This is a genomic window from Allobosea sp. 05T438 (genome assembly GCF_056396025.1).
Genome location: NZ_JBFTKQ010000003.1, coordinates 214,353 through 239,625, shown reverse-complemented (window position 1 = coordinate 239,625; position 25,273 = coordinate 214,353). Strand labels below are relative to the sequence as shown.

22 protein-coding genes and 1 tRNA gene are annotated in these 25,273 nt (G+C 60.9%); 16 read left to right on the top strand and 7 right to left on the bottom strand.

From position 1 onward, the window contains the following. Window positions 1–90 precede the first annotated feature (90 nt). On the bottom strand, window positions 91–1,035 hold the full coding sequence (locus tag AC1DIN_RS09565) for a hypothetical protein (protein WP_476809570.1): 945 nt from the start codon (window positions 1,033–1,035) through the stop codon (window positions 91–93). 198 nt (window positions 1,036–1,233) lie between these two features. Between AC1DIN_RS09565 and dcm the strand changes: the two genes are divergently transcribed. The 8 genes from dcm (at window position 1,234) to AC1DIN_RS09525 (ending at window position 9,553) form a co-directional block, all read left to right on the top strand. Next, entirely contained in the window at window positions 1,234–2,505 is a 1,272-nt protein-coding gene (gene dcm, locus AC1DIN_RS09560; RefSeq protein WP_476809569.1) for a DNA (cytosine-5-)-methyltransferase, read from the top strand. Then, a complete protein-coding gene (locus AC1DIN_RS09555) occupies window positions 2,498–2,953 on the top strand; it encodes a very short patch repair endonuclease (RefSeq protein WP_476809568.1) in 456 nt (151 codons plus the stop codon). The genes dcm and AC1DIN_RS09555 overlap by 8 nt, the downstream gene beginning before the upstream one ends. Next, window positions 2,950–4,188: a type II restriction endonuclease gene (locus AC1DIN_RS09550; RefSeq protein ID WP_476809567.1), complete on the top strand. Its 1,239-nt coding sequence runs from the start codon at window positions 2,950–2,952 to the stop codon at window positions 4,186–4,188. The genes AC1DIN_RS09555 and AC1DIN_RS09550 overlap by 4 nt, the downstream gene beginning before the upstream one ends. After that, window positions 4,185–6,077 (top strand): DEAD/DEAH box helicase, encoded by a 1,893-nt coding sequence (locus AC1DIN_RS09545; RefSeq protein ID WP_476809566.1) that lies wholly within the window; start codon window positions 4,185–4,187, stop codon window positions 6,075–6,077. Before AC1DIN_RS09550 ends, AC1DIN_RS09545 begins: the two co-directional genes overlap by 4 nt. Next, entirely contained in the window at window positions 6,077–6,505 is a 429-nt protein-coding gene (locus tag AC1DIN_RS09540) for an EcoRII N-terminal effector-binding domain-containing protein (protein ID WP_476809565.1), read from the top strand. The genes AC1DIN_RS09545 and AC1DIN_RS09540 overlap by 1 nt, the downstream gene beginning before the upstream one ends. 1 nt (window position 6,506) lies before the next feature. Next, the gene (locus AC1DIN_RS09535; protein WP_476809564.1) at window positions 6,507–8,123 is read left to right on the top strand and encodes an ATP-binding protein; all 1,617 of its coding nucleotides are present in this window, start codon (window positions 6,507–6,509) and stop codon (window positions 8,121–8,123) included. After that, the gene (locus AC1DIN_RS09530) at window positions 8,113–8,952 is read left to right on the top strand and encodes an HNH endonuclease (protein WP_476809563.1); all 840 of its coding nucleotides are present in this window, start codon (window positions 8,113–8,115) and stop codon (window positions 8,950–8,952) included. Before AC1DIN_RS09535 ends, AC1DIN_RS09530 begins: the two co-directional genes overlap by 11 nt. Window positions 8,953–9,058: 106 nt before the next feature. Beyond that, on the top strand, window positions 9,059–9,553 hold the full coding sequence (locus AC1DIN_RS09525; protein ID WP_476809562.1) for a hypothetical protein: 495 nt from the start codon (window positions 9,059–9,061) through the stop codon (window positions 9,551–9,553). A 106-nt stretch (window positions 9,554–9,659) separates the two neighbouring features. Here AC1DIN_RS09525 and AC1DIN_RS09520 read toward each other — a convergent pair whose 3' ends face one another. Next, window positions 9,660–10,154 carry a hypothetical protein gene (locus AC1DIN_RS09520; RefSeq protein ID WP_476809561.1) on the bottom strand — a complete coding sequence of 165 codons (495 nt, stop codon included), beginning with the start codon at window positions 10,152–10,154 and terminating at the stop codon, window positions 9,660–9,662. Window positions 10,155–10,297: 143 nt separating this feature from the next. On the opposite strand from AC1DIN_RS09520, the gene AC1DIN_RS09515 reads away from it, so the two are divergent. Both AC1DIN_RS09515 and AC1DIN_RS09510 read left to right on the top strand, forming a co-directional pair. After that, window positions 10,298–11,056, top strand: a complete 759-nt coding sequence (locus AC1DIN_RS09515; protein WP_476809560.1) for a TIGR02391 family protein — start codon at window positions 10,298–10,300, stop codon at window positions 11,054–11,056. Continuing rightward, entirely contained in the window at window positions 11,053–12,015 is a 963-nt protein-coding gene (locus AC1DIN_RS09510) for a tyrosine-type recombinase/integrase (RefSeq protein ID WP_476809559.1), read from the top strand. Before AC1DIN_RS09515 ends, AC1DIN_RS09510 begins: the two co-directional genes overlap by 4 nt. Window positions 12,016–12,131: 116 nt before the next feature. Here AC1DIN_RS09510 and AC1DIN_RS09505 read toward each other — a convergent pair whose 3' ends face one another. Continuing rightward, a complete protein-coding gene (locus tag AC1DIN_RS09505) occupies window positions 12,132–14,285 on the bottom strand; it encodes a hypothetical protein (protein ID WP_476809558.1) in 2,154 nt (717 codons plus the stop codon). A gap of 346 nt (window positions 14,286–14,631) precedes the next feature. Here AC1DIN_RS09505 and AC1DIN_RS09500 point away from each other — a divergent pair, with 346 nt between their 5' ends. Next, on the top strand, window positions 14,632–15,273 hold the full coding sequence (locus tag AC1DIN_RS09500) for a hypothetical protein (RefSeq protein ID WP_476809557.1): 642 nt from the start codon (window positions 14,632–14,634) through the stop codon (window positions 15,271–15,273). Between the two features lie 53 nt (window positions 15,274–15,326). Here the strand turns inward: AC1DIN_RS09500 and AC1DIN_RS09495 are convergent, their stop codons facing one another. Next, entirely contained in the window at window positions 15,327–15,527 is a 201-nt protein-coding gene (locus AC1DIN_RS09495) for a hypothetical protein (protein ID WP_476809556.1), read from the bottom strand. 518 nt (window positions 15,528–16,045) lie between these two features. On the opposite strand from AC1DIN_RS09495, the gene AC1DIN_RS09490 reads away from it, so the two are divergent. Continuing rightward, window positions 16,046–18,418 (top strand): hypothetical protein, encoded by a 2,373-nt coding sequence (locus AC1DIN_RS09490; RefSeq protein ID WP_476809555.1) that lies wholly within the window; start codon window positions 16,046–16,048, stop codon window positions 18,416–18,418. 211 nt (window positions 18,419–18,629) lie between these two features. On the opposite strand, the gene AC1DIN_RS09485 is transcribed toward AC1DIN_RS09490, so the two are convergent. Next, a tRNA-Ala gene (locus AC1DIN_RS09485) sits at window positions 18,630–18,705 on the bottom strand. 118 nt (window positions 18,706–18,823) lie between these two features. On the opposite strand from AC1DIN_RS09485, the gene AC1DIN_RS09480 reads away from it, so the two are divergent. Beyond that, window positions 18,824–19,114: a YggT family protein gene (locus tag AC1DIN_RS09480; RefSeq protein WP_476809554.1), complete on the top strand. Its 291-nt coding sequence runs from the start codon at window positions 18,824–18,826 to the stop codon at window positions 19,112–19,114. Between the two features lie 109 nt (window positions 19,115–19,223). Continuing rightward, the gene (locus tag AC1DIN_RS09475; protein WP_476809553.1) at window positions 19,224–20,819 is read left to right on the top strand and encodes a gamma-glutamyltransferase; all 1,596 of its coding nucleotides are present in this window, start codon (window positions 19,224–19,226) and stop codon (window positions 20,817–20,819) included. A 56-nt stretch (window positions 20,820–20,875) separates the two neighbouring features. Here AC1DIN_RS09475 and AC1DIN_RS09470 read toward each other — a convergent pair whose 3' ends face one another. Further along, window positions 20,876–22,456: an ABC transporter substrate-binding protein gene (locus tag AC1DIN_RS09470; protein WP_476809552.1), complete on the bottom strand. Its 1,581-nt coding sequence runs from the start codon at window positions 22,454–22,456 to the stop codon at window positions 20,876–20,878. Between the two features lie 40 nt (window positions 22,457–22,496). Then, window positions 22,497–23,990, bottom strand: a complete 1,494-nt coding sequence (locus AC1DIN_RS09465) for an amidase (RefSeq protein ID WP_476809551.1) — start codon at window positions 23,988–23,990, stop codon at window positions 22,497–22,499. A gap of 131 nt (window positions 23,991–24,121) precedes the next feature. Between AC1DIN_RS09465 and AC1DIN_RS09460 the strand changes: the two genes are divergently transcribed. Together AC1DIN_RS09460 and AC1DIN_RS09455 are read left to right on the top strand one after the other, a co-directional pair. Beyond that, window positions 24,122–24,454, top strand: coding sequence for a DUF167 family protein (locus AC1DIN_RS09460; protein ID WP_476809550.1), 333 nt, complete (start codon window positions 24,122–24,124; stop codon window positions 24,452–24,454). Window positions 24,455–24,522: 68 nt separating this feature from the next. Next, window positions 24,523–25,221 (top strand): carbonic anhydrase, encoded by a 699-nt coding sequence (locus tag AC1DIN_RS09455; protein WP_441469304.1) that lies wholly within the window; start codon window positions 24,523–24,525, stop codon window positions 25,219–25,221. The last annotated feature ends 52 nt before the right edge of the window (window positions 25,222–25,273 follow it).

Below are 25,273 nucleotides of genomic sequence, written 5' to 3'. Positions count from 1 at the left end.
CGACACTCGAGGACACCGGCAGGCTGGCGTCTGATATGCCGAATGTTGCGTGGGGCGGGTCGCTGATAGTCGGGGCGGACTTGTCGCGCGCTATAGCGATAGAAGGCCGGCCGCATCCAGAGGCCGGAACTTCGATTTTGGGATTTTGATCACCGAACTGCCACCTCCGCCCATGTTGGTGCCACCTTTGATAGGCACCCAGGATGCGAACTCAGCTAATTCGTCAAACGGAATAAACCACCAATTTTTCAGGTCGCGTTTGTCTTTATCTACAATCTCCCTCACAATAAAAAGTGCGTTCATATTGCCTTTTCGGGCGGAGAAATGTGTTAACTTTACAAATGGACCTACATCTATTCCGAAATAATCACCTACAGTGCTGTCATTAGCTGAAGTCTTTTCTTTTATCTCTACTGGATACGTAAATCGGTTGCCCCAGATAATGCTATCAATGTCAGAAACCTCAGACATAAACGAGTTCTGAAAAAAAACTCGGAGGTTCTCCTTGCAAAACTCTTCAGGAACACATCTATCAGGGATAGGTGTAGTATCGGAATTATTACGAAGAAAATTATGTCGCCTGGTGCGCTTAATAAAGCCTTTGGCGATTGATTTTAGATCCACAGGGCTTGTCTCGACGGGAATGCCCAGCTGGATGAACATCCATTGAATACCCTCTGCGGAGGCGGTCGCCCCGAGAATCGGAACGGCAAAATAACTCTGCACACCCAGCTGGTGCATTGTTGCGCATATGGTGTGCAATCCAAGAGGGATACTTATTTTCGAGGGATCCAATGGGAAATCGACTTCTGGTGATACAATATGGGGGAAGACAGCAACCGTCTCTTCACCAAATGCCTGCCGGGTACTGCGAAAAATCCATCCACCAACCGAGACCCGTCCACTAAATCCAAATCTATCGAGATAATCCCGAAGTTCAATTTCCGCGAGGAGGCCATTTATCTTGTTGGCGTTTACGCTGGATAGGCTTTTTTTGAGATAGGCACGCATATCACTAAGGGTCAGGCCGGGCATTATGCGTTCTCAATCTCAATGAGCCAGATTACCGCGCCATCGCTAGGCTTGCGCTCGCACGGTGTGGCCGGAGGAGCGTAAACCGCCTGTTAAAAGCCGCCCAATTATAGAACATTACACGAACAACGGCATTGCCCGGCGGGATACCTGATGCCAAGCTGACGGCAAATGACACAGATAAAGCGAATCACCTCCCGCATGCGCCCCAGCCAGAAAACCGAATTCACCCGGCTGCATGAGCAGGCCGGCCTGACCTTCGAGGAAACCATCTCGCTCCTGGAGGTATCGCAGCGAACAGGGCAGCGGTACCAGAGCGGCGAGCGTGAGCTCAAAGGGTTGGCGCTGCGGACACTGAGACAGGCCGCAGCGAGGCGTTGCGCACCGGTAGAAGCAAACCGGCCGGCATTCCGGTTCATTGACCTGTTTGCCGGAATCGGTGGATTGCGCATGGGGTTCGAGACCATCGGCGGCCGTTGTGTCTTCACATCCGAATGGGACCTGCATTCGCAGAAGACCTATGCGATGAACTTCCCTGACAATCACCCGATCGCGGGAGATATTCGGGAGTTTTCAAAGGCTCCGGGTACGATTCCGGGGCACGACGTTCTGCTGGCCGGCTTTCCCTGCCAGCCGTTCTCAATCGCCGGCGTCTCGAAAAAGAATTCCCTCGGCCGCCCGCACGGCTTTCTGTGCGACACCCAGGGCACGCTATTCTTCGATACGGCCCAGATCATCGCCCACCACCGGCCTGCGGCATTCCTCTTGGAGAACGTAAAGAACCTAGAGAGCCACGACGGCGGGCGAACCTTTGCTACCATCATGAATGTGCTGAAAAACGAGCTGGGTTACCAGGTCCAGCACCGGGTCATCAGCTCGGAGCCTTGGGTTCCCCAGAAACGCCAGCGCGTGTTCATCGTGGGGTTCCGCGAGCCCAACGATTTCGATTTCAGCGCTCTGAAGCTGCCTTCAGCTGAAAAAGGGCCAAAGCTGGGCACGATCCTGCTGCCGCTTGGCGATGTCGATCCGAAATACACGCTGACCCCCAGGCTGTGGCAGTACCTCCAGGACTACAAGAAGAAGCACAACGCGGCCGGCAATGGCTTTGGCTACAGCCTGTTTGGCCCGAAAGATGTATCGAGGACCCTGTCAGCGAGGTATTACAAGGACGGGTCCGAGGTGCTGATTGACCAGCCCCACCATCCCGAAGGTCGCCCGCGCCGCCTCACGCCCCAGGAGTGTGCCAGGCTGATGGGCTTCGAGCGGCCCGGCCGACCTTTCCGGATCCCGGTTTCCGATACGCAGGCATACCGTCAGTTCGGCAATGCCGTTGTCGTGCCGGTGGTGGAGTTCGTGGCAAACGCCATGCGTCCCTACATCGAGGCCGCTCTGGCGAAACAGGATGCTGCGAATTCCCGCCGCAGCCGATCCAGTGGCCAGGAACGGCCCGAGCCCATCGCCGCTCATGGCTGACATCGTCCCGCCTGAGGTTCGCAGCCGCATGATGGCTGGCATTCGCGGGCGCGATACAAAGCCCGAAATGATGCTGCGCAAGGGGCTGCATGCGGCCGGCTTCCGGTTTCGTCTACATGACCGAGCCTTGCCCGGTCGGCCGGACATGGTGTTTCCGCGGCGGCGGGCTGTTCTTTTTGCTCATGGTTGTTTCTGGCACGGCCATGACTGCCATCTGTTCCGCTGGCCGTCCTCCCGCGAGGAGTTCTGGCGCGCGAAGATAGGACGCAACCGGGAATTAGATCAGCGCGCCGCGGAGCAGTTGAGCGCCGCCGGCTGGCGCCATGGCATCGTCTGGGAATGCGCGCTGAAGGGCAAAACCCGTTTGCCGCTGGCAGACGTCATACAGGCCTGCGCGTCATGGCTCCGCGGCAACGAGCTGACTTTCGAGATCCGGGGTCTACAATGAGCCTGATCCGCCGCGGCCTGCTTTCAGACTACTTCGACGGCGTCGCCGTCAAACGACTTAGCGCGGTTGAGACCAGTCCGGAGATCTCCAATCAGCATGAATTCAATGGCTCCGGAGCCCTCCGGCGTCTGTTCGGCGATCCTGATCGCAAGAACATTTCGACCCGTTTCGTCTGGCTCGGAGAGGAACAGGAAGGAATTACAGAAGACGGTGTGATCAGCTGGTACGATGCCCGCCGCAACCACCCGACCCGCACCGAATACCGCCTGTATTACCCCACCAATGCGGTAACCGGGATGATGCAGGCCGGGGACAGCTTTTTCGTTGCGACGCGCGGCGACGGCACAGCGATGGTGATCGTCACTCCGGCGGACAGCACCATCCAGAACCAGCTGATGTGGCTGTTCGGTATTGAAAGCCAACCTGGCTTCCAGTTTGTCGCGCGGGATATCGAGGCTGATGAATCCGCGGAGATGGACTTTGCGGCGCGTTATGTCCTTGACGAGATCGGGATCGAACTCGAGGAACCGGAAACGGCACGCCTAGATTCACTGATTGAGCCGTTTGGCTTCGCCTTTCCGACGACGCGGGTCCTGTCGGAATTGGCCCGGAAGTCCCTGCCGGCGGCTTTGCCGCTTGACGCTCCGGACGAGGCAATTCTCGCTTGGATGGAGCTCGAGGAGCAGCTGTTCCGCCGGCTTGAGCGGCGGATTGTCGATTCACGCCTGCGCTCGGGCTTTATGGCCGGCGAGGGGTCAGACGTGGACGGGTTCCTGAGCTTTTCCCTCAGCGTGCAGAACCGCCGCAAATCCCGCGCCGGGCATGCCCTTGAAAATCACCTAGAATCCCTTTTCCGGGCCCACCACATCCGTTTTACCCGCGGCGCAGAGACAGAAAACCGCAACAAGCCCGACTTCCTGTTTCCCGGGCAGGCCGAATATCGCGATCCTTCGTTTCCGGCTGATCGGTTGACGATGCTGGGCGCGAAATCGACGCTAAAAGACCGCTGGCGGCAGGTGCTTTCGGAGGCTGAGCGGATCGAACCCAAGCATTTGCTGACCCTCGAGCCCGGCGTCTCGACCAATCAGACCGACGAGATGCGGACAAAACGGCTGCAGCTCGTGGTGCCAGCCGGGGTGCAGAAAACCTACACGGCAGCCCAACGCGCTTGGCTCATGGACGTGGCCTCGTTCGTCCGGCTGGTGGCATCGAAAGAAGGCCGGGCGCTGGCATGACCGTCGAAGCACAATGGGTGCTCGATCACTCGATCCTGATGGTGCGGCGGGGCGAACGGCTGCTCGTGCCCTCTGCCCTCGACATCCTGAACTCGGTACTCGATGGAAAGCGCATCTGGCCCGATCTTGAGCCTGGCGCCACGGGTGCTGCGGCAGCCCTGACATTCAGCCAATATCCGCTCATCCTGCGGCTTGTAATCGACGCTAGTCCCGATCACGGTCCCGTTCTGTCACTAGCCGGAAAGTCCCGGGGCAAGGACATCGAGGTTCCCGCAGAGCTCCCAGACGCAGAGCACGTTGTCGTTGGCAGCTCCTGGTTCGCTCTCGACGCGGAGAATGTCGGATCTGTCCGGGCCGCGCTGGAGGAAAGCAGGGCCGCGCCGGGACCGCTGCGGTCGCTGCGGTCGTTCCTGAAGCTGCGCAGCCTTGCCCAGAATGGAGCTCCGGTAGAGGACCGCACGGCCCATACTCCGCTCCMGCCGTTGCTGTTTGTGCMTGCAAAGGGAGACGCCCCGCGGGACGTCCAGGCCACCCTGTACAACTACCAGGACGATGGATGGCGATGGCTGAAGTTTATGGCCTCCCAGGAGATGGGCGGGATCCTCGCCGATGAGATGGGGCTCGGCAAAACGCTCCAGATCATCAGTCTTATGAGTGACGCCGGCCAGGGCAACCCGTCGGCGCTTCCCGCCTTGATCGTGGCGCCGGGATCCCTGCTGGAGAACTGGAAACGCGAGATCGCAAAGTTTACGCCAGCCCTTCAGGTTCTCAAGCACCACGGCCCGCGGCGCACCGGGCGACCGGCTGAGCTCAGGCAGTACGATGTGATTGTCACTTCCTACGACACTATCGTCCGGGACACCGGGATGTTCGGGATGATCGAATGGCCCCTTGTTGTGCTCGATGAGGCTCAGCACATCCGGAACCCCGGTGCGATCAGGACCCGGGCCGCAAAAGCTCTGCGTCGCAAGACGGGAATTGCTGTAACCGGGACGCCTCTTGAAAACCGGCTGACTGACCTGTGGTCGCTCATGGATTTCAGCATTCCCGGGCATCTCGGCACCCAGGAAGACTTCACAACGAATTTCGAGGAATCCGTCGAGGCGGCAGCACGCCTCGAGGAGCTGATATCGCCGGTTATTCTCCGACGCAGGGTACGCGATGTCGCCGGCGACCTGCCCGAACGGATCGATATTCCACAGGCCATAGAGCTGAGCCCCGAAGAGGCGGAGACCTACGAGCGGGAGCGGGCTGCCATTTTTGCTGAGCACGGACAGGCGGCAAGTCTCGTAGCACTCACCCGCCTGCGGATGTTCTGCGCGCATCCCGGGCTGCTGGACCAGATGACGTCATCCTTCGAGTTTTCCAAGCTCGAGCGCCTGCGCGAGATCCTTGAAGAGGTTTTTGCATCCTCCGAGAAGGCGATCATTTTCACGTCGTACACTGCGATGGCCGATACCATTTCAGGTTTCGTGAGGCGTACATGGGGCGTTTTTGCCGGCTGCCTCGATGGCCGATTGCCCATCGACTATCGGCAGCCGTTGATTGACCGGTTTTCAGTTGTGGAAGGACCGGCAGTGCTCGTCCTCAACCCCAAGGCCGGGGGAGCTGGCCTCAACATCACCGCGGCGAACCACGTGGTTCACTACAATCTCGAATGGAACCCCGCGCTCGAGGATCAGGCGTCGGCCAGGGCACATCGCCGGGGACAAACCCGTCCCGTTACCGTGCACCGACTCTTTTGCGCTGGTACCGTCGAGGAGGTCGTCAACGAGCGGACGCTTCGCAAACGAGAGCTTTCACAGACAGCGATTGTGGGGGTGACAGGCCAGGATGACGACTACGAGGACATCCTGAAGGCGCTGCAACTCTCACCTCTTAAAAGCTGATGGCAATGGGCACGATATCGAAAATCCTGAGCGCGAACGATATTGGCGCGACCGGCGGGCACCAAGCGGGGATTCTGATACCCAAGGACTCTCGCATTCTTGGATTTTTTCCCCGTCTCGATGCAAGAAAATACAATCCAAGATGCCACCTTATGTTCATGGATGAAACACGAACACGGTGGGAATTTGCTTTTATATACTATAACAATGCACTATTTTCTGGAACGCGGAATGAATATCGCCTGACGCGTATGACCAAATATATTCGAGATGCCGGGCTGGGAGTAGGGGACGAGCTTATTCTCGAGAATGAAACAGATTCGGGCTACTCGATCAGATACCGGCGCAAAAATCAGCCAGAAATCGTGAACGGTGTTCTGAAGCTGGGATCTGGCTGGCGAATAATACAGATCGATGGGGGGAACTAGCATGGTCAATCAGATCGTTCAGGAGCTCATTCCTGATCCGCAGCGGATGATCGAAGGTCTGCGCGATACGGGATATGAGTTCAATACAGCCATCGCCGACATCGTCGATAATTCCATCGCTGCCACGGCAACAGCTGTCGATATCAAGGTTGACGCTGACGTTCGCGGAAACATTCTGGTGTCGATTGCGGACAATGGTTACGGGATGGATCAGGGCGGGCTGGAAAACGCCATGCGATACGGTGCCCGGGTTCGGCCGAGTGCAGCAAGCCTTGGCAAATACGGTCTCGGTCTAAAGACGGCATCTACGGCATTTGCCCGCAGGCTATCGGTAACATCCCGGAACGCGGCTGACTCGCCGCCGACCATGATCACCTGGGACCTCGATCACGTCGGCAAGGTCGGCAAATGGGAAGTGCTGATCACGGATACTCCAGACGTGGACGCCTTGGACCATCTGGAAGAAGTGGCCCGCAATCACTCCGGTACCGTAGTCACCTGGTCGCGGGTTGATCGCCTCCTGAAAGACTACAGCAAGCCGGATGGAAAATTCGCGCGCAAAGCCTTGGAAAAGAAGGTCTCTGATCTGCGCGAGCATCTGGCGATGGTCTACCAGCGCTTTCTGGATCACAAAGACACACGTTCGGACAACGTAACCATTACGCTGAATGGGGAGCAGGTGGAGGCGTGGGATCCTTTCCAGTCAGGCCTTTCTGAGGTTCTGGCCCAGCAGGAAATGAAGGTTGAAACCGAGTCCGGATCGCAGGCCGCTTTCACAGTTAAAGCCTATGTTCTTCCGCGCCGCGAGGAATTTGCTGACCAGAAAGCTGCAGCAGCAGCAAAGCTCTCCTCCGAGATGCAGGGCATTTATATCTACCGGGAAAACCGGCTGATTCACGAAGCTGACTGGCTCGGAATGTTCCAGAAGGAGCCACACGGCACGCTTCTGCGCGTTGAGTTCTCATTCGACAACAAACTCGACGAAGCCTTCCATCTCGATATCAAGAAATCCCAGATCATTCTGAATGAAGACATCTGGAAATGGCTGAAAGAGCAGTTTCTGCCTGCACCACGGCGGGCTGCCGACGACCGCTACCGCGAAGGCAAGCAGAAGGACATTGCGAAAAAGGCCGCAGGTGGTGCCCATGACACTTCCAACACGAATATCCGGGCACGCGAGGCAGCGGCCGGCGCCGGCGCCAATGTCAGCGTTGTCAGCGCCGCCACCGGGGAGGTCGTAATCGAGAATGCCAAGGGCAAACTGAAGCTGATCTTGCCGGTTCAGAGTGCTGCACGACCCGGAGAGGTGTTCATCAAGCCTGTCCCATCGCTCAATGACGGGCTTTTGTTTCAGCCAGCCATTGTCGACCAGCACAAGGCTGTCCTGCTGAATACGTCTCACCCCTATTATGAAAAAATCTACCTGCCCAACCTCAATCGAAGCGTAACCGTACAGGGGATGGATTCGCTGTTCTGGGCACTCGTGGTTGCAGAGCTATCGACCATTGATCAGGCGACAATCAACCACTTCCGGGAGATGCGGTTCGAGGTGTCCAAGATCCTGCGGACACTTGTAGAGTCCCTGCCTGAGGCTGACGCCAACGCCGATGCTGCCTGATCCCGACGTTTTTGCGGGCCTGTTATCGGCTGAAGCCGGTCTTCCCTTCATGGGAAGAAGACACCGTAGCGATAACCAGGACGAGATCGAGCTTGTCCCAGCCGGCCATCAGGCCGGCGACACATTCAGGCTCCGCACCACTCTGAGATGGCGATCGGTAATCGTCCACTTTGAACCAGGGGCATATGCGGCCGGACTGGTCGAGGCCATGCGGAACGCCTCGGCAGAAGCCAGGTCGCTTTGCATGAGCGTACTCGAGGCGTCCGTGCTGGATGGCGCCGACGTGGTTGTCAGCATGAGCGGCACAACAGGCCCGCTGTCCAACAGCGCTCTCTGGTCCTCACCATGGGATAACTTCAGGATCCGGCTGACACGCGGGCAGCTGGAGGTGAATACCGGCAATCCTGCAGGGGACGGGGAACAGCTTCTGAAGTGGACCGGGCGGCTGGCTGCGGCGATGCTCGCGCTGATGCCCGTTGAGGCAGATGGAATGGCCGGCGAGGACCTGTCAGGGTTTCCGGAAGGTGCCAAACTCTCGACCACCGTGAATCGGTACGAACGCGATCGCCGCAACAGGGCGGCAGCATTGGCCATACATGGCTTCCGCTGCCAGGCCTGCGATCGGTTGATGTCCGATGAGTATGGCAAGATAGCCGCCACCCTGATCGAGGTTCACCACCTCACGCCGGTGAGCATGCTGGGGCCAGGCTACATCATCAATCCCGCGACTGATCTCGCACCGCTATGCCCAAATTGTCATGCGGTGGCGCATCTTCGGACACCTCCGCTCACCGTTGATGAACTGCGGATCGCCGTTTTCGGACGGTAAGGCAAACGGGCGAAGCTGGCCGCCGCAATATCGAGCCAGCTTTACGGCGGTATCATCTTTACGCCACTCTGGTCGGACAGCTGCATTCACACTACGGACTGGCATTATGGATCTATCGGCGAAATCCGACAAAGAAATCGATCAGTGGATCCGCAACCACGAGATCAAATCGGCTGCAAGTGCACCCCTCTACGGGCTTCTGCTGGAGGAGCGGGCCCGTCGCAGCAAGACCAAGCACTCACTCGACGTCGAGACATCGCTCAAGGCGTTGATGCTGGCCGCGGTCGAACAGCGTTGTATTTCATATGGCGAGCTGGCCACCGCTAATGGCGTCGACTGGAATCAGGCTCGCCATCGTATGAACGGCGCAAACGGGCACCTGGATCGCCTTCTCGATATTTGCCACGCTCGAGGTCTCCCCATGCTGCCGGCCATCTGCGTCAATAAGCAGGGGCTGGAAACCGGCGAACTCGAGCCCGCCGCTCTTGCCGGCTTTGCCGAGGGGGCCCGGCGCCTAGGCTTTAAGTTGACGGATGAGCTGGCATTTCATCATGAACACCGCGACGCGTGCTGGGCTTGGGGGCGCCGACAGCCAACTTAGCGCGACCCCGGCAGCTTTGCGTAGAGTTGGACGTAGTATTGGCATGGCAGCCAGCGAAATTTAGCACGGCCCCTGCCACCATCAGGCAGTAGGGGCGTGCACGGAGTCAAAGTCCAGCCTTGAGCCGGGCAAGCTCGACCGGAGAGAGCTTGGCGGCAACCAGGAGCATCAGATCCACGATCGCGGTGTCCGTGCCGTTGGATTCGTCCTCGCCGAAATGTTCGGCATAGACCTCGCTCAACACGCTGATCCGCGCCGCCGTGCTGGGCGCTTTCTGGTAGGTCTCGAGAAGGGCGACAAGTTCGCCGTAAAGCTCGGTAAAAAGCTCACTGTCTTCCGGAACCTCGGCAAACCATTGCGCGAGCTGCTTTTCGGTGCGACGGCCATCGCGGAGATCGTTGTTCAGATATTCCTTGGCGGTCATGTTGGTGTAGCCGCCAAACTTCGACGGGACGAACTGCCAACCGTTCTTGGTTTTGAATGCGTACCAAGCCCGGGCATATGCCAGTCGGTCCTGGAGCGTCGGAGAGGTATCGAGCTCGAGTTCGAACCGGGTGGCGTTGTCCTGAACTTCCGAAGCCTTGCTGACCAATTTCGACATATTCATTTCCTGCATTACATGTTGCGATGGAAATGAAGATAGATGATCAAGTGCTTTATGCAAGATCCTCCGGGAGAAAAATGATCAAAATAATTGCCGCCCGCTATATATGATAATATTCTTTATCAAATATAGGAGACCCCATGTACGAACTACCCCGGGACATCCCAGACGTCGCGACCCTCCTGGCGCTAGAGCCGGAAGAGCTGGGCGCCAAAATGCTGTTTCTGATCCGTGAGCGGATCCAGCGAGAGCGCAACCACCTCGCGTCCTTGGGCAACTATCAGTCGGAGCCATTTGGTAACCGCAACAATGGCGCGCCGACCTATCCGGACGCCGCTCGCGATAACTTCTTTCAAGCGACGGCCGAAGCGTGGTCGTGGCTCGAGTCTCAGGGCTTGATTGTACCCGCCCCGGGCATGAACGGCCAAAATGGCTTCCGGGTCTTGAGTAGGCGTGCTGAGCGCATCGAAGACGCCCAAGGAATGAACGATTTCACTGCAGCTCGGCGACTTCCGAAAGAGACCCTGCACGCATCCATGCGGGATCGGGTGTGGAGTGCGCTTATCCGCGGAGAGTTCGACACTGCAGCATTCCAGGCGATGAAGGCTGTCGAGGTCGCGGTACGTGCAGCTTCCGGTCTTGGCGCTGAAGCGCTTGGCGTCAGACTGATGCGACAGGCTTTTGCACCAGAGGGTGGACCTCTTACCGATATGACTGCAGAGCCGGGGGAGCGTGTCGCGCGCATGGAGCTCTTCGCCGGGGCGATTGGCTCCTACAAAAACCCCCACTCTCACCGAGACGTGGCGGTTGATGATCCTCAGGAAGCCATGGAAATCGTGCTTCTTGCCAACCATCTCCTCAGAATCGTCGATGCTCGCGCTGCGCCGAGAGCAGCATGACAACGGCGATCGTAGCCCGGCCGGTCTTCAACGCCGCGCCTTCTATCGTTGCGGCCGCCGGCGAGCGAGCCTCCTACCGCTTTCTCGAGTTCTTTGCCGCACAGATCCGCAACCACCACACCCGGCGCTCCTACATCCGCGCCACGGCCGACTTCATAGCCTGGCTTGAGAGTCGAGGAATGGCAGATATCCGCCAGATCAATTCCGTGGTGATCGCGCTCTATGTGGAGCAGCTGCAGGAGCGGTATCCGGCGCCGACGGTGAAGCAGCGCCTGGCGGCTATCCGGAAGCTCCTAGACTGGCTCGCCACAGGCGGCGTCCTGGAATTCAACCCGGCGACGGCCGTGCGCGGGCCTCGGCATTCCGTCAAGAAGGGCAAGACCCCCGTGCTGGCGCCTAATGAGGCCAGGCAACTTCTCGACAGCATCGATGTTTCAACTCCGATCGGCCTGCGGGACCGGGCTCTCATTGGGCTGATGGTCTATTCGTTCGCCCGGATCGGCGCCGCGATCGCGATGACGGTGGAGGACATATACACCCAGAACCGCAGGCTCTGGGTTCGGCTGCAGGAGAAGGGCGGCAAGCAACATGACATGCCCTGCCACCATAACCTCGAGGAGTACCTGGTGGCCTACCTGGACGGCTGCGACCTTCGGCGAGACCCCAAGGGGCCGCTGTTCAGGACGATCGGCCGAGGAACACATGCGCTCACCCAGACCCCTCTGCCCCAGCCGAACGCCTATGCCATGGTATCCAGGCGGGCCGCAGCCGCAGGCATCGCCACCAGCATCGGGAACCACACGTTCCGGGCTACCGGAATCACAGCCTATCTAAAGAATGGCGGGGTGCTTGAGCGGGCGGCGACCATGGCCAACCATGCTTCAACCAGGACGACGCAGCTTTACGATCGGCGATCCGACGACATCACATTGGATGAAGTGGAGCGCGTTCTTATCTAAGCTCCATGGGGACCACTGCATCACCCGGGCTGTGCTCGAGATGCCCTGCAGCGTGATGCTGCGACCGGCGCCTTCGTCATCAACCCAGCAATAGCGCCACTTCTTCCCCAGGTGGTCTAAACAAGGAGCTTCGAGGGCTCAGACACGCTGATCTCCTCGACTGCATCGTCTGCGACGAGATACCCCTCTTCGTATCGCAGTGACACGACAGCAAGCTTGCGCTCCAAGCGGCGTTCCGTAGCCAAGTTATGGATCCGCTTAAGGCCCCATGCTTCAATACGACGGCGAAGGCCCATCTGCTTGTCCCAGACCTGAAAGTACCCAAAAACAACGGCTACGACGCCCGATACGGCCAAAAGCCCTAGTTTCTCGGGCCCACTGACTAATTCGGTTGCCATGGGCAACAATGCAACGGCAATCAGGACAAACCCAGCGATCCAGTTGGCTGCACGATACCTCCACCGCATCGCCTTATTCGTCGCCAGGACGAGCGCATTAATCGCGGCACGATCATCGGCCTCCGACTGCTGAAGGGCTTGATTCAGGCGCCGCATTTCAGCTTCGGCCGACCTCCGTCCTTCGTGCGCATGTCGAACTTTTGATGCAGCTTCTGCCTTAAGAACTGCGACCTCAGCCTCTTTTTCGTCGCGGATTTCAGACACGAGGCCCTGCTTCATCGTGTCGACCAAGGCATCCACATTGGTGCTCGATACCAAGTGTGACATGCCGAGGGTCTGATCCATGAGGATTTGCGTGCTGCGATCTTGTGTGAGCAACAATTCGAGTTGCTCGGCCTTCTCCGGCGTCAGCCCCCGTGCAGCAAGCCGCACCTGATCAACAACCGACTTCTTGAGTTCCAAAACGCGCTCGCACGCTGCGAGAAGATACCGGCGAGGGATTTCAGCAGACTCGCCCGTGTTGAAGCCTGTGCGCAGCCATATTGCAGTCGCCAGTTGCCGCTGATGGATTACCGGCGGGCAAGAGCGACGGTTGATCAGATCTCTATCGAGGCAGAATCGACGCGTGCTTTGTGCGAGGATCCCGTTCCGGGTGATTAGGATGTGGCGGCTACTGAATATGTCAGGGCTATTGTTAGCGCCGCGCATGCGCATGACGAAGGCAACCACCGAAGCATCGTGGGTGCGCGGTGCATTCTCAAGTTGCCACCTAATTCGGCTGTAAAATTCATCATATATCTCTTTGGGGAAGAAAGCGTGTTCATTGGGAAACTGGGCAAGCGACCGATCGGTCACCAAAATATTGAAACGCCGCAGTTCCTGGTCAGGATTTGAAATGACCGAGCGCACATATGCTTCTGAGGTCTGATTTCTTCTCAATGCATCAGCGGTCGGGCCGGTCCTCTGTGAAGGAGGGCGGGCCAGCATTGCGCTGAGCACCCGCGTCAGCTCCTCGATGCTGTTCCGAAAAATCCGCACTTGCGCGCCTATCGCCTGCAGTTGGACGATCAGCGGCCTAATGTTTTCTTGAGCTGACAGGCCAGAAACGCCCAATAGGTCGAGCGCCACGGGCGCATCCAAATGGACCACCAACGAAGTGCGGTTCACATGCGTTGTCGGCTTCTGAAAATCCTGAATAACCTCTGTCAGGAGGCCTACAGAGGCAATTTTACAGAGATCGGCCAAATATGGTGACGATTTATCTGCCAGATGCTTTACGAACCGAGCGCAAAGGTACTTTTCGTCTGTTCCAAGCCTGCCACCTTCAGGTTGAACAACGCTAAGGCCGATTTGCCCCTCGTTTTTGGTGGCCGTTATCGCATGATGCCTTAGGACGTCTTCCGTATAGGCATCGATCGAAACGAGCCATTCGACCAGAATATCCGACCACTCGTCGGTCGTTTTACTCGCAAGTGATAGGGGCGATAATTTGGAGACAAACGCCTGAAATTCTTCGATCGCAGCCGAGAGGCGCTGCCCGATCCTGATTTCATTTTCCGCCATGGGAACAGCAGCAGGATTATCGCATGTCACGCGATAGGATACTGAATCCCGGGATTTGCCTATTTCCTGAAGCCAGCCTAGCTTTTCGAACCGAGGTACAAGCTCCTCCACTACGTCGGCGGTAAAATTCCAATAATATGCAGATCGTACAGCTGTTGCGAGTTCAGTCTGATCAAGGGTCTGGCCATTCCTCTCGGCCAATAGGGGCTCAAAAAATGGCATCACTGCGCTCAGGATATCTTCTGAGCCACCACGGAAATCTTCCATAACCGCGAAGATTCGCAGTGCTCTTTGTGTAAGCTTACTCATATCGGCGTTTCGTCTCCCCTGCGGATTGTGACACAACCGTGAGGATATTGACCAGAGCCCCTTCCACCTCTGCAGGGGCCTTCCTAAAGAGGGGCGGTGTCATCAGGACTGCCCGCCAGAGCGCGGGCGGCGTAGCTTGTCCAGGCTGCGAAACCGATCGCGCGTAATAATCGGATCGGCAGATGAAAAGCGCGGATAAATAGGGAACTCTCGAATTAACCGCGCTCCGGTGCTTCATGCGAGCCATTATTCCGCGCTAGAATTCTTTCCGGTGCATTTCTTCTCACTATTTTCGAGCAGGAGCTGTCGCTAGCGTCGAGGCCTGAACCCAACACAGGAGGCCAATATGCCCACCCCCAAGCGCCCGCGCGGCCGTCCGCCCGGCTCCGGCAAGAACGATGATGACTATCTGGCACGCGTCGCGGACATGATCGCGGCCAACGCAGGAACCAAGCCCACGACCGCCATCAAGCGCGTCATCTATCAGCGCGCCGACGCGTCCGAGTTGGACGACACGCTTGTTCGTCGTTTGCAGGGCAAATGGAAGATCGGCCACGAAGCGTTTTTGGAGGTCGCGCGTGCGCGTCTGGCTCAGGCGCAGACAAAGGTGATGAACCACGACGACACGCGCGCCTGGCGGCCCCCCGGTGGCCGCCTGAACATCCCGACCGAGCAGATCGGGGCGCTCCTGGATGCCATGGGGCCTCTGCATGAAAAGCTGCGGTCACCGGAGGTGCTGGAGAAGATTCTGGAGACCGGCAATCGATACCGCTCGATCGTCGATCAGATGCTGAATTCTCCGGCGGTCAAGGCCTTGGCTGATTATGCCAACTCGCCTGCCGCCAAGGCGATCGAGAATTACATAAACTCGCCCGCCGCGAAGCGCTTGGCTGAATACGCGGCCTCCCCGCAGGCCCAGAACCTAATTAAGAACATCGAGCGGATGGAGAAGCAGAGCTATTATCTGGCCCCGCCGCCCAAGCGTTAAAGTGGTTGAAGCATGAAGGGGTCGGATTCCCGGCCCCTTCTCTTTTTATGTCGTTACCAGGCCAGCGGCAGGAAGCGCTCGCCCCGTGACCACAGTTCATCTTCGATGCGGTCGGCAGGGCTGCGCCAGTCCGCATACTCCMTGATCAGATAGGGCTTTTGGCCCTTGGGCAGCGCATCATCCGTGGCCATAGCGCGGAGCAATCCGTTGTGAAGCTTGCGCAGCGATGACGTTGTAAGTCCTTCAATATCCATTGTTTTTACTCCTGCAGGTCGAGTGAAAATTTGCCTGCTCTAGTATGTATCAAAACGCGATCTTTGCCCGGCTGGCAGGGAGGATCTGCCATCCGGCGACGACCATGCGTCTTTCCGCTCAGGGCAACGACGCTCAGCTTGCCAGATGGGGAGCTCACAGTGGAACCTCCGTCTGACGAAGCATCCGGACATTTGGCTGAGGTAAAGGTCGGTCGCACACGAACGGACGGCGATGACAACCACCATTGCTTGGCTGAAGGCCACTCCGAAGCCGCGTAACGGGCTCGTTAAGCGATGCCGCGAGGCGACGTCGCCTATGTCAGCCGCTGATCGGAGCTGAAGTCCGACGGCTAGCTAGCAAAGTCCGCTTTCAGGCTCGATCTCAAGGTCTGCTTTGGCGCACCTTGGCGACTAAACCTAGATCGCCTTCAACTTCCGGCGGCTCTTTTTTGGGGCCAGTTCGCGCCGAATCGGATAGCCGCGCGATCCCGCTAACTTGCCTGGCAGATCGACTTCATATGCACACTGGTTCGAATTCCCGCCTGCTCGCCACCAAGATCACGGACTTCTGCCGAAAGCGCCTGACGCCTTTCCTTCTTGCCGATACCGAGCGGCTCGAGGCGTACCTGTTAGCCCTCATCGCTCATCGCGAATATCCGCCGGCGAAAGGCCGGGGCGTCGATTGGCGTACGATCTCGGAAGGGTGTGGGATCCCCTACGCTCGGTTGCTGGAGATCAAGGAGGAAATCCGGCCTGCACTCGATGCAATCATGCGCGCCTACTATGCCGCTGCAACGAAGGAGGTCCAACCTCTCGCTCATAAAGAGAGGCCAAGCGGCAATGCGAAGAGGCGTCTTGCCGGCGTTAAGAGCGCCGCGCGAACGAGCGGCTGGTCTCGCCTCCATCCCGACCTGTTCGCACTTGAGGCGCCTGCGCAGAAATTGGAGTCAGCTCGCTGCCGGGAGAGGCCCGGCGTCAAAGCAAAGGCCGTCGAAGAGTTCCCGGAGCCGTCGAGCGGCGACTGGGATGACACGGCTGTGTTTCACGAAGCACTGACGCTCCATATGCAGCGCCATGGAGATAGCTACTGGCACCTGCATCGAGCCGTCGTTCGCGCCGATGAGAGCTTCGACATCAAGACCATCGTCAGCTGGATGCAAGGCACGAGATCACCACGCAGCGTCGAGAGCATGGAAATCCTGGGACGCATTGAGCGTCGCTACCGACTGCCAACGGGATACTTCCGTGAGAAGCTTCCTCATCAAGCCCGCGCGTCGGGAGGCTACGAACTCGATAACGTTAGCCCCTCCGAGCGTAGGCGACTGGCCTGGCATCTTCCCGACAACTTCAATTCGCTGCCGTTCTCGGAGCGCGAGAAGATCATCGAATGGGTGAGGCGGGTGATCATCAGCGGCGCGACCGATTATCGGCGTTTCCAGGCTGCTGCGGCAAAGCACCGTTACGCCATCCGGTTCCCGGGAGTGGCATATGGTTGGTCGGAGCCCATCAAAGCTCTCGATCAGCACAATACCCAAACCGAGGGGATGCCAGAGACCGATCCCGATCTGCTGTCGGGCGTGGTGGACGCTCCGCCGCAGCTCACCATGGAAATGGCGGGTCTGGTCCGTTTCAAGACCTCGACACTCACCGCTTTGGGCCTCCAGCGAAATGGCGTCTGGGGCGAGGAAACCACCTCGCAGAAGATCGAGCACCTTGGCCTGATGCTTGGGGCGCTTGCGGCTTCGCCCAAGGGCGCCGTGCGCGGCTACGGGGTTCCCCTGCAGCACCTGACCCTAGGCTTGCTCGTGTTCCCGGGAGTATGGGACTGGTACGTGCAATGGCGGGAGCGACGTCGCGGGTTTTATACCGCCTGGGAAGTCGACATGCTGCGGATTGCGCTGGCCCTGACGCGCCAGGATACCGGTTGGCTTCGGCAGCATGGGCAGCTCGTTCACCGGGTTCACCCGATACCGGGACTTGTCTCACCAGAGGAGATCGAAGCAGCGCGGGCCGACTGGAACGGCGCATGCGACGCCTTCTTCAAACATGCGACAGGCCGAGCCAAGGAGATCCAGCGTGTCGCGCGGGTCCACCGCGATCCCTTCGAGCCGATCATGCCGGTGCTGGAGGCAACCAGTCCGGTCGGAGAGTATCGGAAGATCACAGAGGAGATCCTGAAGCGGATGCCTGATAGCGGCCGTTACCCTCGAGGTGCGGCGGAGGCTGTTCGTGCCTTCCTCATGCTCAGGCTCGGTCTGCATCTCGGTCTGCGACAGAAAAACCTGCGGCAGTTGATGGTGTGCCCTCGTCACCAATTTCCGCGGTCAGAACGTCAGCTTGAGGACATGAAACGTGGCGAATTGCGGTGGAGCGATCGGGATGGCGGATGGGAGGTCCTGATCCCGGCCGTCGCGTTCAAGAACGCAAACTCATCCTATTTCGGCAGCAAGCCGTTCCGGCTTGTGCTGCCAAACCTCTTGGGCCTCTACGACCAACTCGAGGCCTACGTCGATCGGCATCGAAGAATTCTGCTCGCCGGTGCTGACGACCCGGGCACCTTCTTCGTGAAAACCGTGAAACAGACGAGCACAGACCCCGCCTACGATCAGACCACCTTCTATGAGGCGTGGAGGCTGACGATCCAGCGCTATGGTATCTACAACCCCTTCACCGGACGCGGCGCTATCAAGGGGTTGCTGCCGCACGGTCCGCACAACGTCCGTGATGTGCTCGCAACGCACATCCTGAAGCAGACCGGCTCGTACGAACAAGCGAGCTACGCGATCCAGGACACGCCGGAGATGGTTCAGAATCACTACGGTCGTTTCCTGCCGCAGGACAAAGCCGCACTCGCTGCCAAGATCCTCAACCAAGTGTGGGCAGCGGCGTAGTCGATACAGACGAGCCTGCCCGAGAGGCAATTTTGGTCAGGCTCGCCTCGGACATCCACTCTTCACCAGCTAGCAGGTGGGTGCGGCACATCGTCCGCAAAAGTTCGCTGCCAACCGTCCGCAACCGGCAATCTGCCTAGGGCCCGGCATAGGGCCGGCCCCAGTTCAGTCGTAAATTTTTGTGGGAGATCAATCGCTTACGCGAAATGCCTGGTGGAGCTGAGGGGATTCGAACCCCTGACCTCTGCAGTGCGATTGCAGCGCTCTCCCATCTGAGCTACAGCCCCAAGGCGCTGGCCTTCTAGGCTGTGCGCCGCGTGGATGTCAATCACTTCCGCCATCTGTTTTGGCGCGAACAGGGGATATTCCGCGAACCCTCTCCGGTCAGGCTTAAAAGGAAGATCGATGCGTGCCGTTCTCGACGTGGTTCTGCTCGCTCTGCAGATCTATGTGTGGCTTCTGATCGCCTCGGCTGTGCTGAGCTGGCTGATCGCCTTCAACGTCATCAACACCCGCAACCAGTTCGTCTCCACCGTCTGGGACACGCTCTACCGCATCACTGAACCGGCTATGCGCCCGATCCGCGAACGCCTGCCCAATCTCGGCGGCATCGATATCTCGCCGATCATCCTGGTATTGATCATCTACTTCATCCAGAGCGTGATCGTCCGCTACATCTACCCCAACGTGTTCTGACCGCGCCCGTCCTGCAAGCGACGCGGCTCTCAGGCTGCGACGACGCATTCGACGCCGCCATGAGCGGTATGCAGTATGGCGGCCTCTGCAATCGCCCGAGGTCGCCAGCATGGCCGCAGCCGCCCGCCCCTATCGCAGCCAGAACTGGGTTCTGACCAAGCCTTCCGCGCGCGGAAGGCACGGCATGGTCGTATCCCAGAGCCGCGAGGCCGCCGAAGCCGGAACAGCGATCCTCGAACAGGGAGGCAACGCCGCCGACGCCGCGGTTGCGGCCTGTTTCGCGCTGGCCGCGGTCGAGCCCTGGAACAGTGGCCTGGGCGGTATCGGCTTCGCCGTGGTGCTGAAGGCCGGCGAGAGCCGGGCACAGGTCGTCGATTTCGGGCCAATCGCCCCGCGGCGCGCCGATCCCGCCGATTACCCTCTCACCGGGGAGATGAAGAAGGATCTCTTCACCTGGCCCGAAATCGTCGGCGACCGCAACATCCACGGCCCGCTCTCCTTCTGCATCCCCTCATCCGTCGCCGGCTATGCGAAGTTGAAGGAGGCCTTCGGCTCCGCTTTGCCGCTCGCCGAGATCCTCGCCCCCGCTGTCGCGCTCGCGAAGCGCGGCCTGCCGGCCGATTGGTACACGACACTGAAGGTCGCCTCCTCGGCTTCGGTGCTCAGGCTCTACGAAGAGAGCGCGCGGATCTATCTGCCCGGCGGGCTGCCGCCGGTGCCGCCCTATCAGGGCACGCCCGGCTTCATGACATTGGGCAAGCTGCCAGAGACGCTGGAGCGGCTCGCCGTGGCCGGCCTCGACGACTTCTATCGCGGTGACGTCGCCCGTCGTCTCGCAGCCGACATCGCCGCCGTCGGCGGCGTCGTGGACGAGCAGGATCTGGCGGGCTGCGCGGCGCAGCTGCGCGCCGCGCCGACGATCGACTGGCGCGGCAGCCACCTCGTCCATACCGCTGGCGGCCTCACCGCCGCCCCGACGCTCGAGCGCGTCATTGCCGGCATGGCAGATGCGCCGATTGACGGCGAGGGTCCTTCAGCCGCCTGGTTCGCGCAGCTGTCGCGCGTGATGCGGCAGGCCTATCGCGAGCGCCTCGACGGCCTCGGTGCCGCGACGGCCGCGAAGGAGCCCGGCGATACCTGCACCACCCACCTCACCGTGGTCGATGGCGAGGGCAATCTCGTCACCGTCACCACCACCCTGCTCTCCTCGATGGGCAGCCGCGTCGTGCTGCCCTCGACCGGCGTGCTGATGAACAACGGCATGATGTGGTTCGATCCACGCCCCGGCAGCGCCAACGCGATCGCGCCCGGGGCCCGGCCGCTCTGCAACATGTGCCCGGTCGTGGTGACGCCAAAGGATGGCGGCTGGCCGCGCCTTGCGGCCGGCTCCTCCGGCGGGCGGCGCATCCTCGCCAGCGTCTACCAGACGCTGGCCTGGCAGCTCGATTTCGGCATGGGGACCGAGGAAACCGCGCATCAGCCGCGCATCGACGTCTCCGGTCCGGATTCCGCCAGCGCAGATCTGCGGCTGCCGGCCGGGACGCTGGCCGCTCTGGAACAGGCCGGCCCGACGACGCTGGCCGAACACGCCGTCATGCCGATCAACTTCGCCTGTCCCAACTTCATCCGGGTCGATCGCGACGGCGCCGAAGGCTCGAGCGACGCCGCCTCGCCCTGGTCGGCGGCGGTGGCGGCGCAACGCTGACACAGCGAAGGCGGGGCGGCACATGCCCGCCCCGCCGCGAATCTCCGGAGACGGTCTCAGACCCGCTTCAGCCCCCAGGGATAGGGCGCCGAGCCCGGCAGCATGCCGGTCAGGTTCTTGCGGTAGGCGGTGCGGATCACGAACTGGCCGAGCGGGATGGTCGCGACCTCCTCCAGCGCCAGCCGGCCGAGCTCGACCGCCGTCTTCTTCTGCGCCGCCTCGTCGGGGGCGTAGAGCCATTGCTCGGCCAGGCCCTCGGCCTTGTCGCTCGTCCACCAGCCGAACCAGCCCTTCTCGCCCTGCCCGCGCACGAGGTTGGACAGAGCCGGATTGCCCCAGCCGACAGCCGATCCGGTCGTGTGGAAGATGCTCCAGCCGCCCTTCTCGACAGGCTCGCGGCTGTTGCGGCGCTGGATCACCGTGCCCCAGTCGCTCGCCGCCATCTCGACATTCATGCCGAGCTGCTTGAGCAGTTCGTAAGTCACTTCGCCGAGCGGACCGATATCGGGGAAGTCGGTCGGGTTGATGATGACGACCTTCTCGCCCTTGTAGCCGGACTCCTTGAGGGCGGCTTTGGCCTTCTCGATGCTGCCCGGCATCAGGTCTTCCTGCTCGCCGGTATAGTAGGGCGTGCCGCGCCACCAGAGATTGCGGCAGACCTGCCACATCGAGGTGTCGTCGCCCTGGGCGGCGCGCATGTAGTCCTCCTGCTTCACCGCCATGCGGACGGCGGCGCGCACCTTCGGATTGTTGAAGGGCGGCTGCAGGTGGTTGAGCCGGATGATGGCGCCGCGGCCTGCCTTGTCGATGACCTCGCGCTTGATGTCGGGGCTCTGGGCCAGCATCGGCTGCAGGTCGGCAAGCGGACGCTCCCACCAGTCGACCTCGCCGGTGGTCAGCGCCGCCGCCGCCGTCGCCGGGTCGGGCAGGATGTGCCACTCGATCCGCTTGAAGTTCGCGACCTTGCCGCCTGCATTTCGGCTCGGCGGCTCGCTGCGCGGCTTGTAGCCGTCGAACTTCTCGTAGACCGCGCGGCTGCCGGTGACGAACTCGCCGGCAACGAACTTGTAGGGACCGGAGCCGATCATCTCCGTCACCTGCTTGGTCGCATCGGTCTGCGCCAGCCGCTCCGGCATGATGAAGGGCGGATTGTCGGCCTTGGAGAGCAGGTCGAGCATCATCGGGAAGGGCCGGGTCAGCTTGATCTCGATGGTGCGCTCATCCGGAGCGCTCCAGGCCTCGACAACCTTGGTTAGCAGCTGCCCGTAGGGATCGCGCTGGCACCAGCGCTTCATGCTCTGGATGCAATCGGCCGGTTTCACCGGCGCGCCGTCATGGAAAGACAGCCCCTCGCGCAGCTTGATGCGCCAGGTCTTGCCGTCGGCCGAGACTTCGTGCCCCTCGGCCATCTGCGGCTGCGGCTTCAGGTCCAGATCGCCGCCATAGAGCGTGTCGAAGACGAAATAGCCGTGATTGTTGGTCACGGTCGCCGTCGTCCAGATCGGATCGAGCGCCGTCAGGTTGGCCTGTGGAACGAACTTCAGAACCGTGGCGCTCTGCGCGGCTGCGGAGCGGGTCAGGCTCGGGCCGGCAATGGCGAGAGCCGCCGTCCCAGTGAGAAAATCGCGACGCTTCATATGTTCTCCCCTCTTATGGTTGGCAGTCGGTGCGTATCGCTCAGGCAAACCCCATGAAATTCGGGCTCTCGCTGATCGGCCGCGCCTTGGCGAGCCTGGCCAGATCCGGAACCGGGCGCGCCGTCAGCGGATCGCCCGCGAGTGCGGCCTCCAAGGCGGCGGCCACCGCCAGCACCTTGGCGTCGCCGCCGCGCGGGCCGACGATCTGCAGCCCGAAGGGCATGCCGTTGCGGTCGAGCCCGACGGGCAGCGAGATCGCCGGATGGCCGACGACGGTGACGGCATAGGCGAGCGCCAGCCAGTGGAAATAGGTCCGTGTCGCCTTGCCGTCGATCTCGGCCGGGAACAGCTCGGTCCAGGGCCGCGGGCTCAGCGTCACCGCCGGCGACAGGATGACGTCGTAGCGCTCGAAGAACTGCTGCCAGCGATCATAGAGCACCGTCTGGTGCTTCATCGCCTTGGTCACGTCGAGGGCGGAATAGCCCAGCCCTTCCTCGACATTGGCGCGGACATTCGGCCCGACCATCTCGGGCGTGTCGCGCACCTTGTCGAGATGGCTCGCGAGGAAGCCGACGGCGCGCAGGACCTCGAAGACCTCGTCCGTTCCCGCACAATCCGGCGTCGCTTCCTCCGCGGCATGGAAGAGATGGCTGAAGGCGCCCGTCTTCTCCGCAAAAACCTGGCTGATGTGACGCTCAGTCGGCGCGAAGCCGAAATCCGGCGTCACCGCGACCTTGAGCGACGCCAGGTCGATCGTCGCCGGCCGGGCGAAATCCTCCGGCCGGCGCACGGCCTTGCCGTGGATCGTCGTGGCAAGAGGATCGCAGGCGCTGTCCGACACCATGGTCGAGAGCAGCAGGCACAGATCAGGCACGTTGCGCGCCATCGGTCCCAGCACCGAAAGCGGGCTCCAGCCCAGTGCGCGCTTGTCGCTCGGAACGAGGCCGGGCGTCGGCCGGAAGCCGACGATGCCGTTGAAGGCCGCCGGATTGCGCAGCGAACCGCCCGTATCCGAGCCGGTCGCGATCGGGACCATGCCGGTGGCCAGCGCCACGCCCGAGCCGCCGGAGGAGCCGGCTGCACTCTTCGAGGGGTCGAAGGGATTTCCGGTCGCGCCGTAGACGGCGTTGCGCGTATTGGCGCCCGCGCCCCATTCGGGACTGTTGGTCTTGCCCGCTATGATCGCACCGGCCTTGCGTACCGAGGCGACGATCAGCTGATCCTCTTTCGGCACGAAATCGCGATAGAGCGCGCTGCCATAGGTGGTGCGCAGTCCCGCGACGTTCTCCAGGTCCTTGATGCCGACCGGCAGGCCGTGCAGCGCACCGAGGCTGTCGCCGCGCGCCGTCGCCTCGTCCGCTGCAGCTGCCGCCTTGCGCGCCGCCTCGTCGTCGCGCGCCACCATCGCATTCACGGCGGGGTCGACCGCATCGATACGGTGGATGCAGCTTTCGAGGAGTTCGCGGGCGGACAACTTCTTGGCGCCGATGAGGGCGCGCGCAGCGACGGCGCTGAGATCGCAGGGTTCAGACAAGGCTCGGTCTCCGTTGCGTACGGCCCCTCGCTAGCGCTATGCCGCACGAGCCGGCGCCTCAGACTAGGCGACGACGGCCATATGTCCATGCGGCGGCGGCGCATGGCCGCCCCTTCCGGGAGAGAGGGCTCATGAGCGACCCGGCCGCCCGGCCCTGGCGGGAAACGAAGGAGGGGATCGCGCTAGATGTCCGCCTGACGCCGCGCGGCGGGCGCGATGCGCTCGACGGCGTCGAGACGCTCGCGGACGGCCGCATCGTCCTGAAGGCCCGTGTCCGCGCTGCCCCGACGGATGGCGAGGCGAATGCCGCGCTCATCCGCTTGCTGGCGAGCGAGCTGCGGCTGCCCCGCTCGCAGCTTGCCATCGTGGGCGGAGCCACCGCACGACTGAAAACCGTGCTCCTTCGAGGTGAAGTTGCCGCCTTGTCGGCGACGCTCGCCCTGTGCCTCGACGGGATCGCCTAGACGGTCTCCCAATTCCGCATCGCAACATCGACTTGACGAAAGCCGCTGTTTCCTGTTCCAGAAGGGTCATGGACAAGCCTGCTGAGCCGTTCCCGCAGCGCCTGACGGAAGGCTACCGTGCCTTCCTCGACGATCGTTTCGTCCGCGAGCAGAGCCGATATGAAGAGCTCGGCGAGCACGGGCAGACGCCGAAGATCATGCTGATCGGCTGCTGCGACTCGCGCGTTTCGCCGGAAGTCATCTTCGATGCGCGGCCGGGCGAGATGTTCGTTGCCCGCAATATCGCGAATCTGATCCCGCCCTTCGCGCCGGACGACCAGCTCCACGGCACCTCGGCGGCGCTCGAATATGCCGTGCAGGCCCTCAAGGTCCAGCACATCGTCGTGCTCGGCCACGGCCGCTGCGGCGGCATCCGCGCCTTCGCCGACGACAGCCAGGAAGCGCTCTCGCCGGGCGATTTCATCGGCAAATGGATCACCCTGATCGGCCCGGCGGCCGAACGCACCGGCGGGCGCGGCCGCAACGAGAGCTTCGACGACTATCTGCACCGGCTGGAGCTGGCCTCGATCCAGCAATCGCTCGCCAATCTCCGCACCTTCCCCTGCGTCCAGATTCTGGAGAGCAAAGGCCGGCTGCATCTGCATGGCGCCTATTTCGCCGTCGCCTCCGGCGTGCTGATGATCCTCGACCCGGTCACCGGCCAATTCATCCCGGCCGTCGGCGAGATGCCCAAGCGCGTCCAGCAGATCCGCTGCTCAGAGGCGTGAGCGCTGTACTTCATGCTCGGGCTTGACCCGAGCATCTCGGAAACCAGCTGCT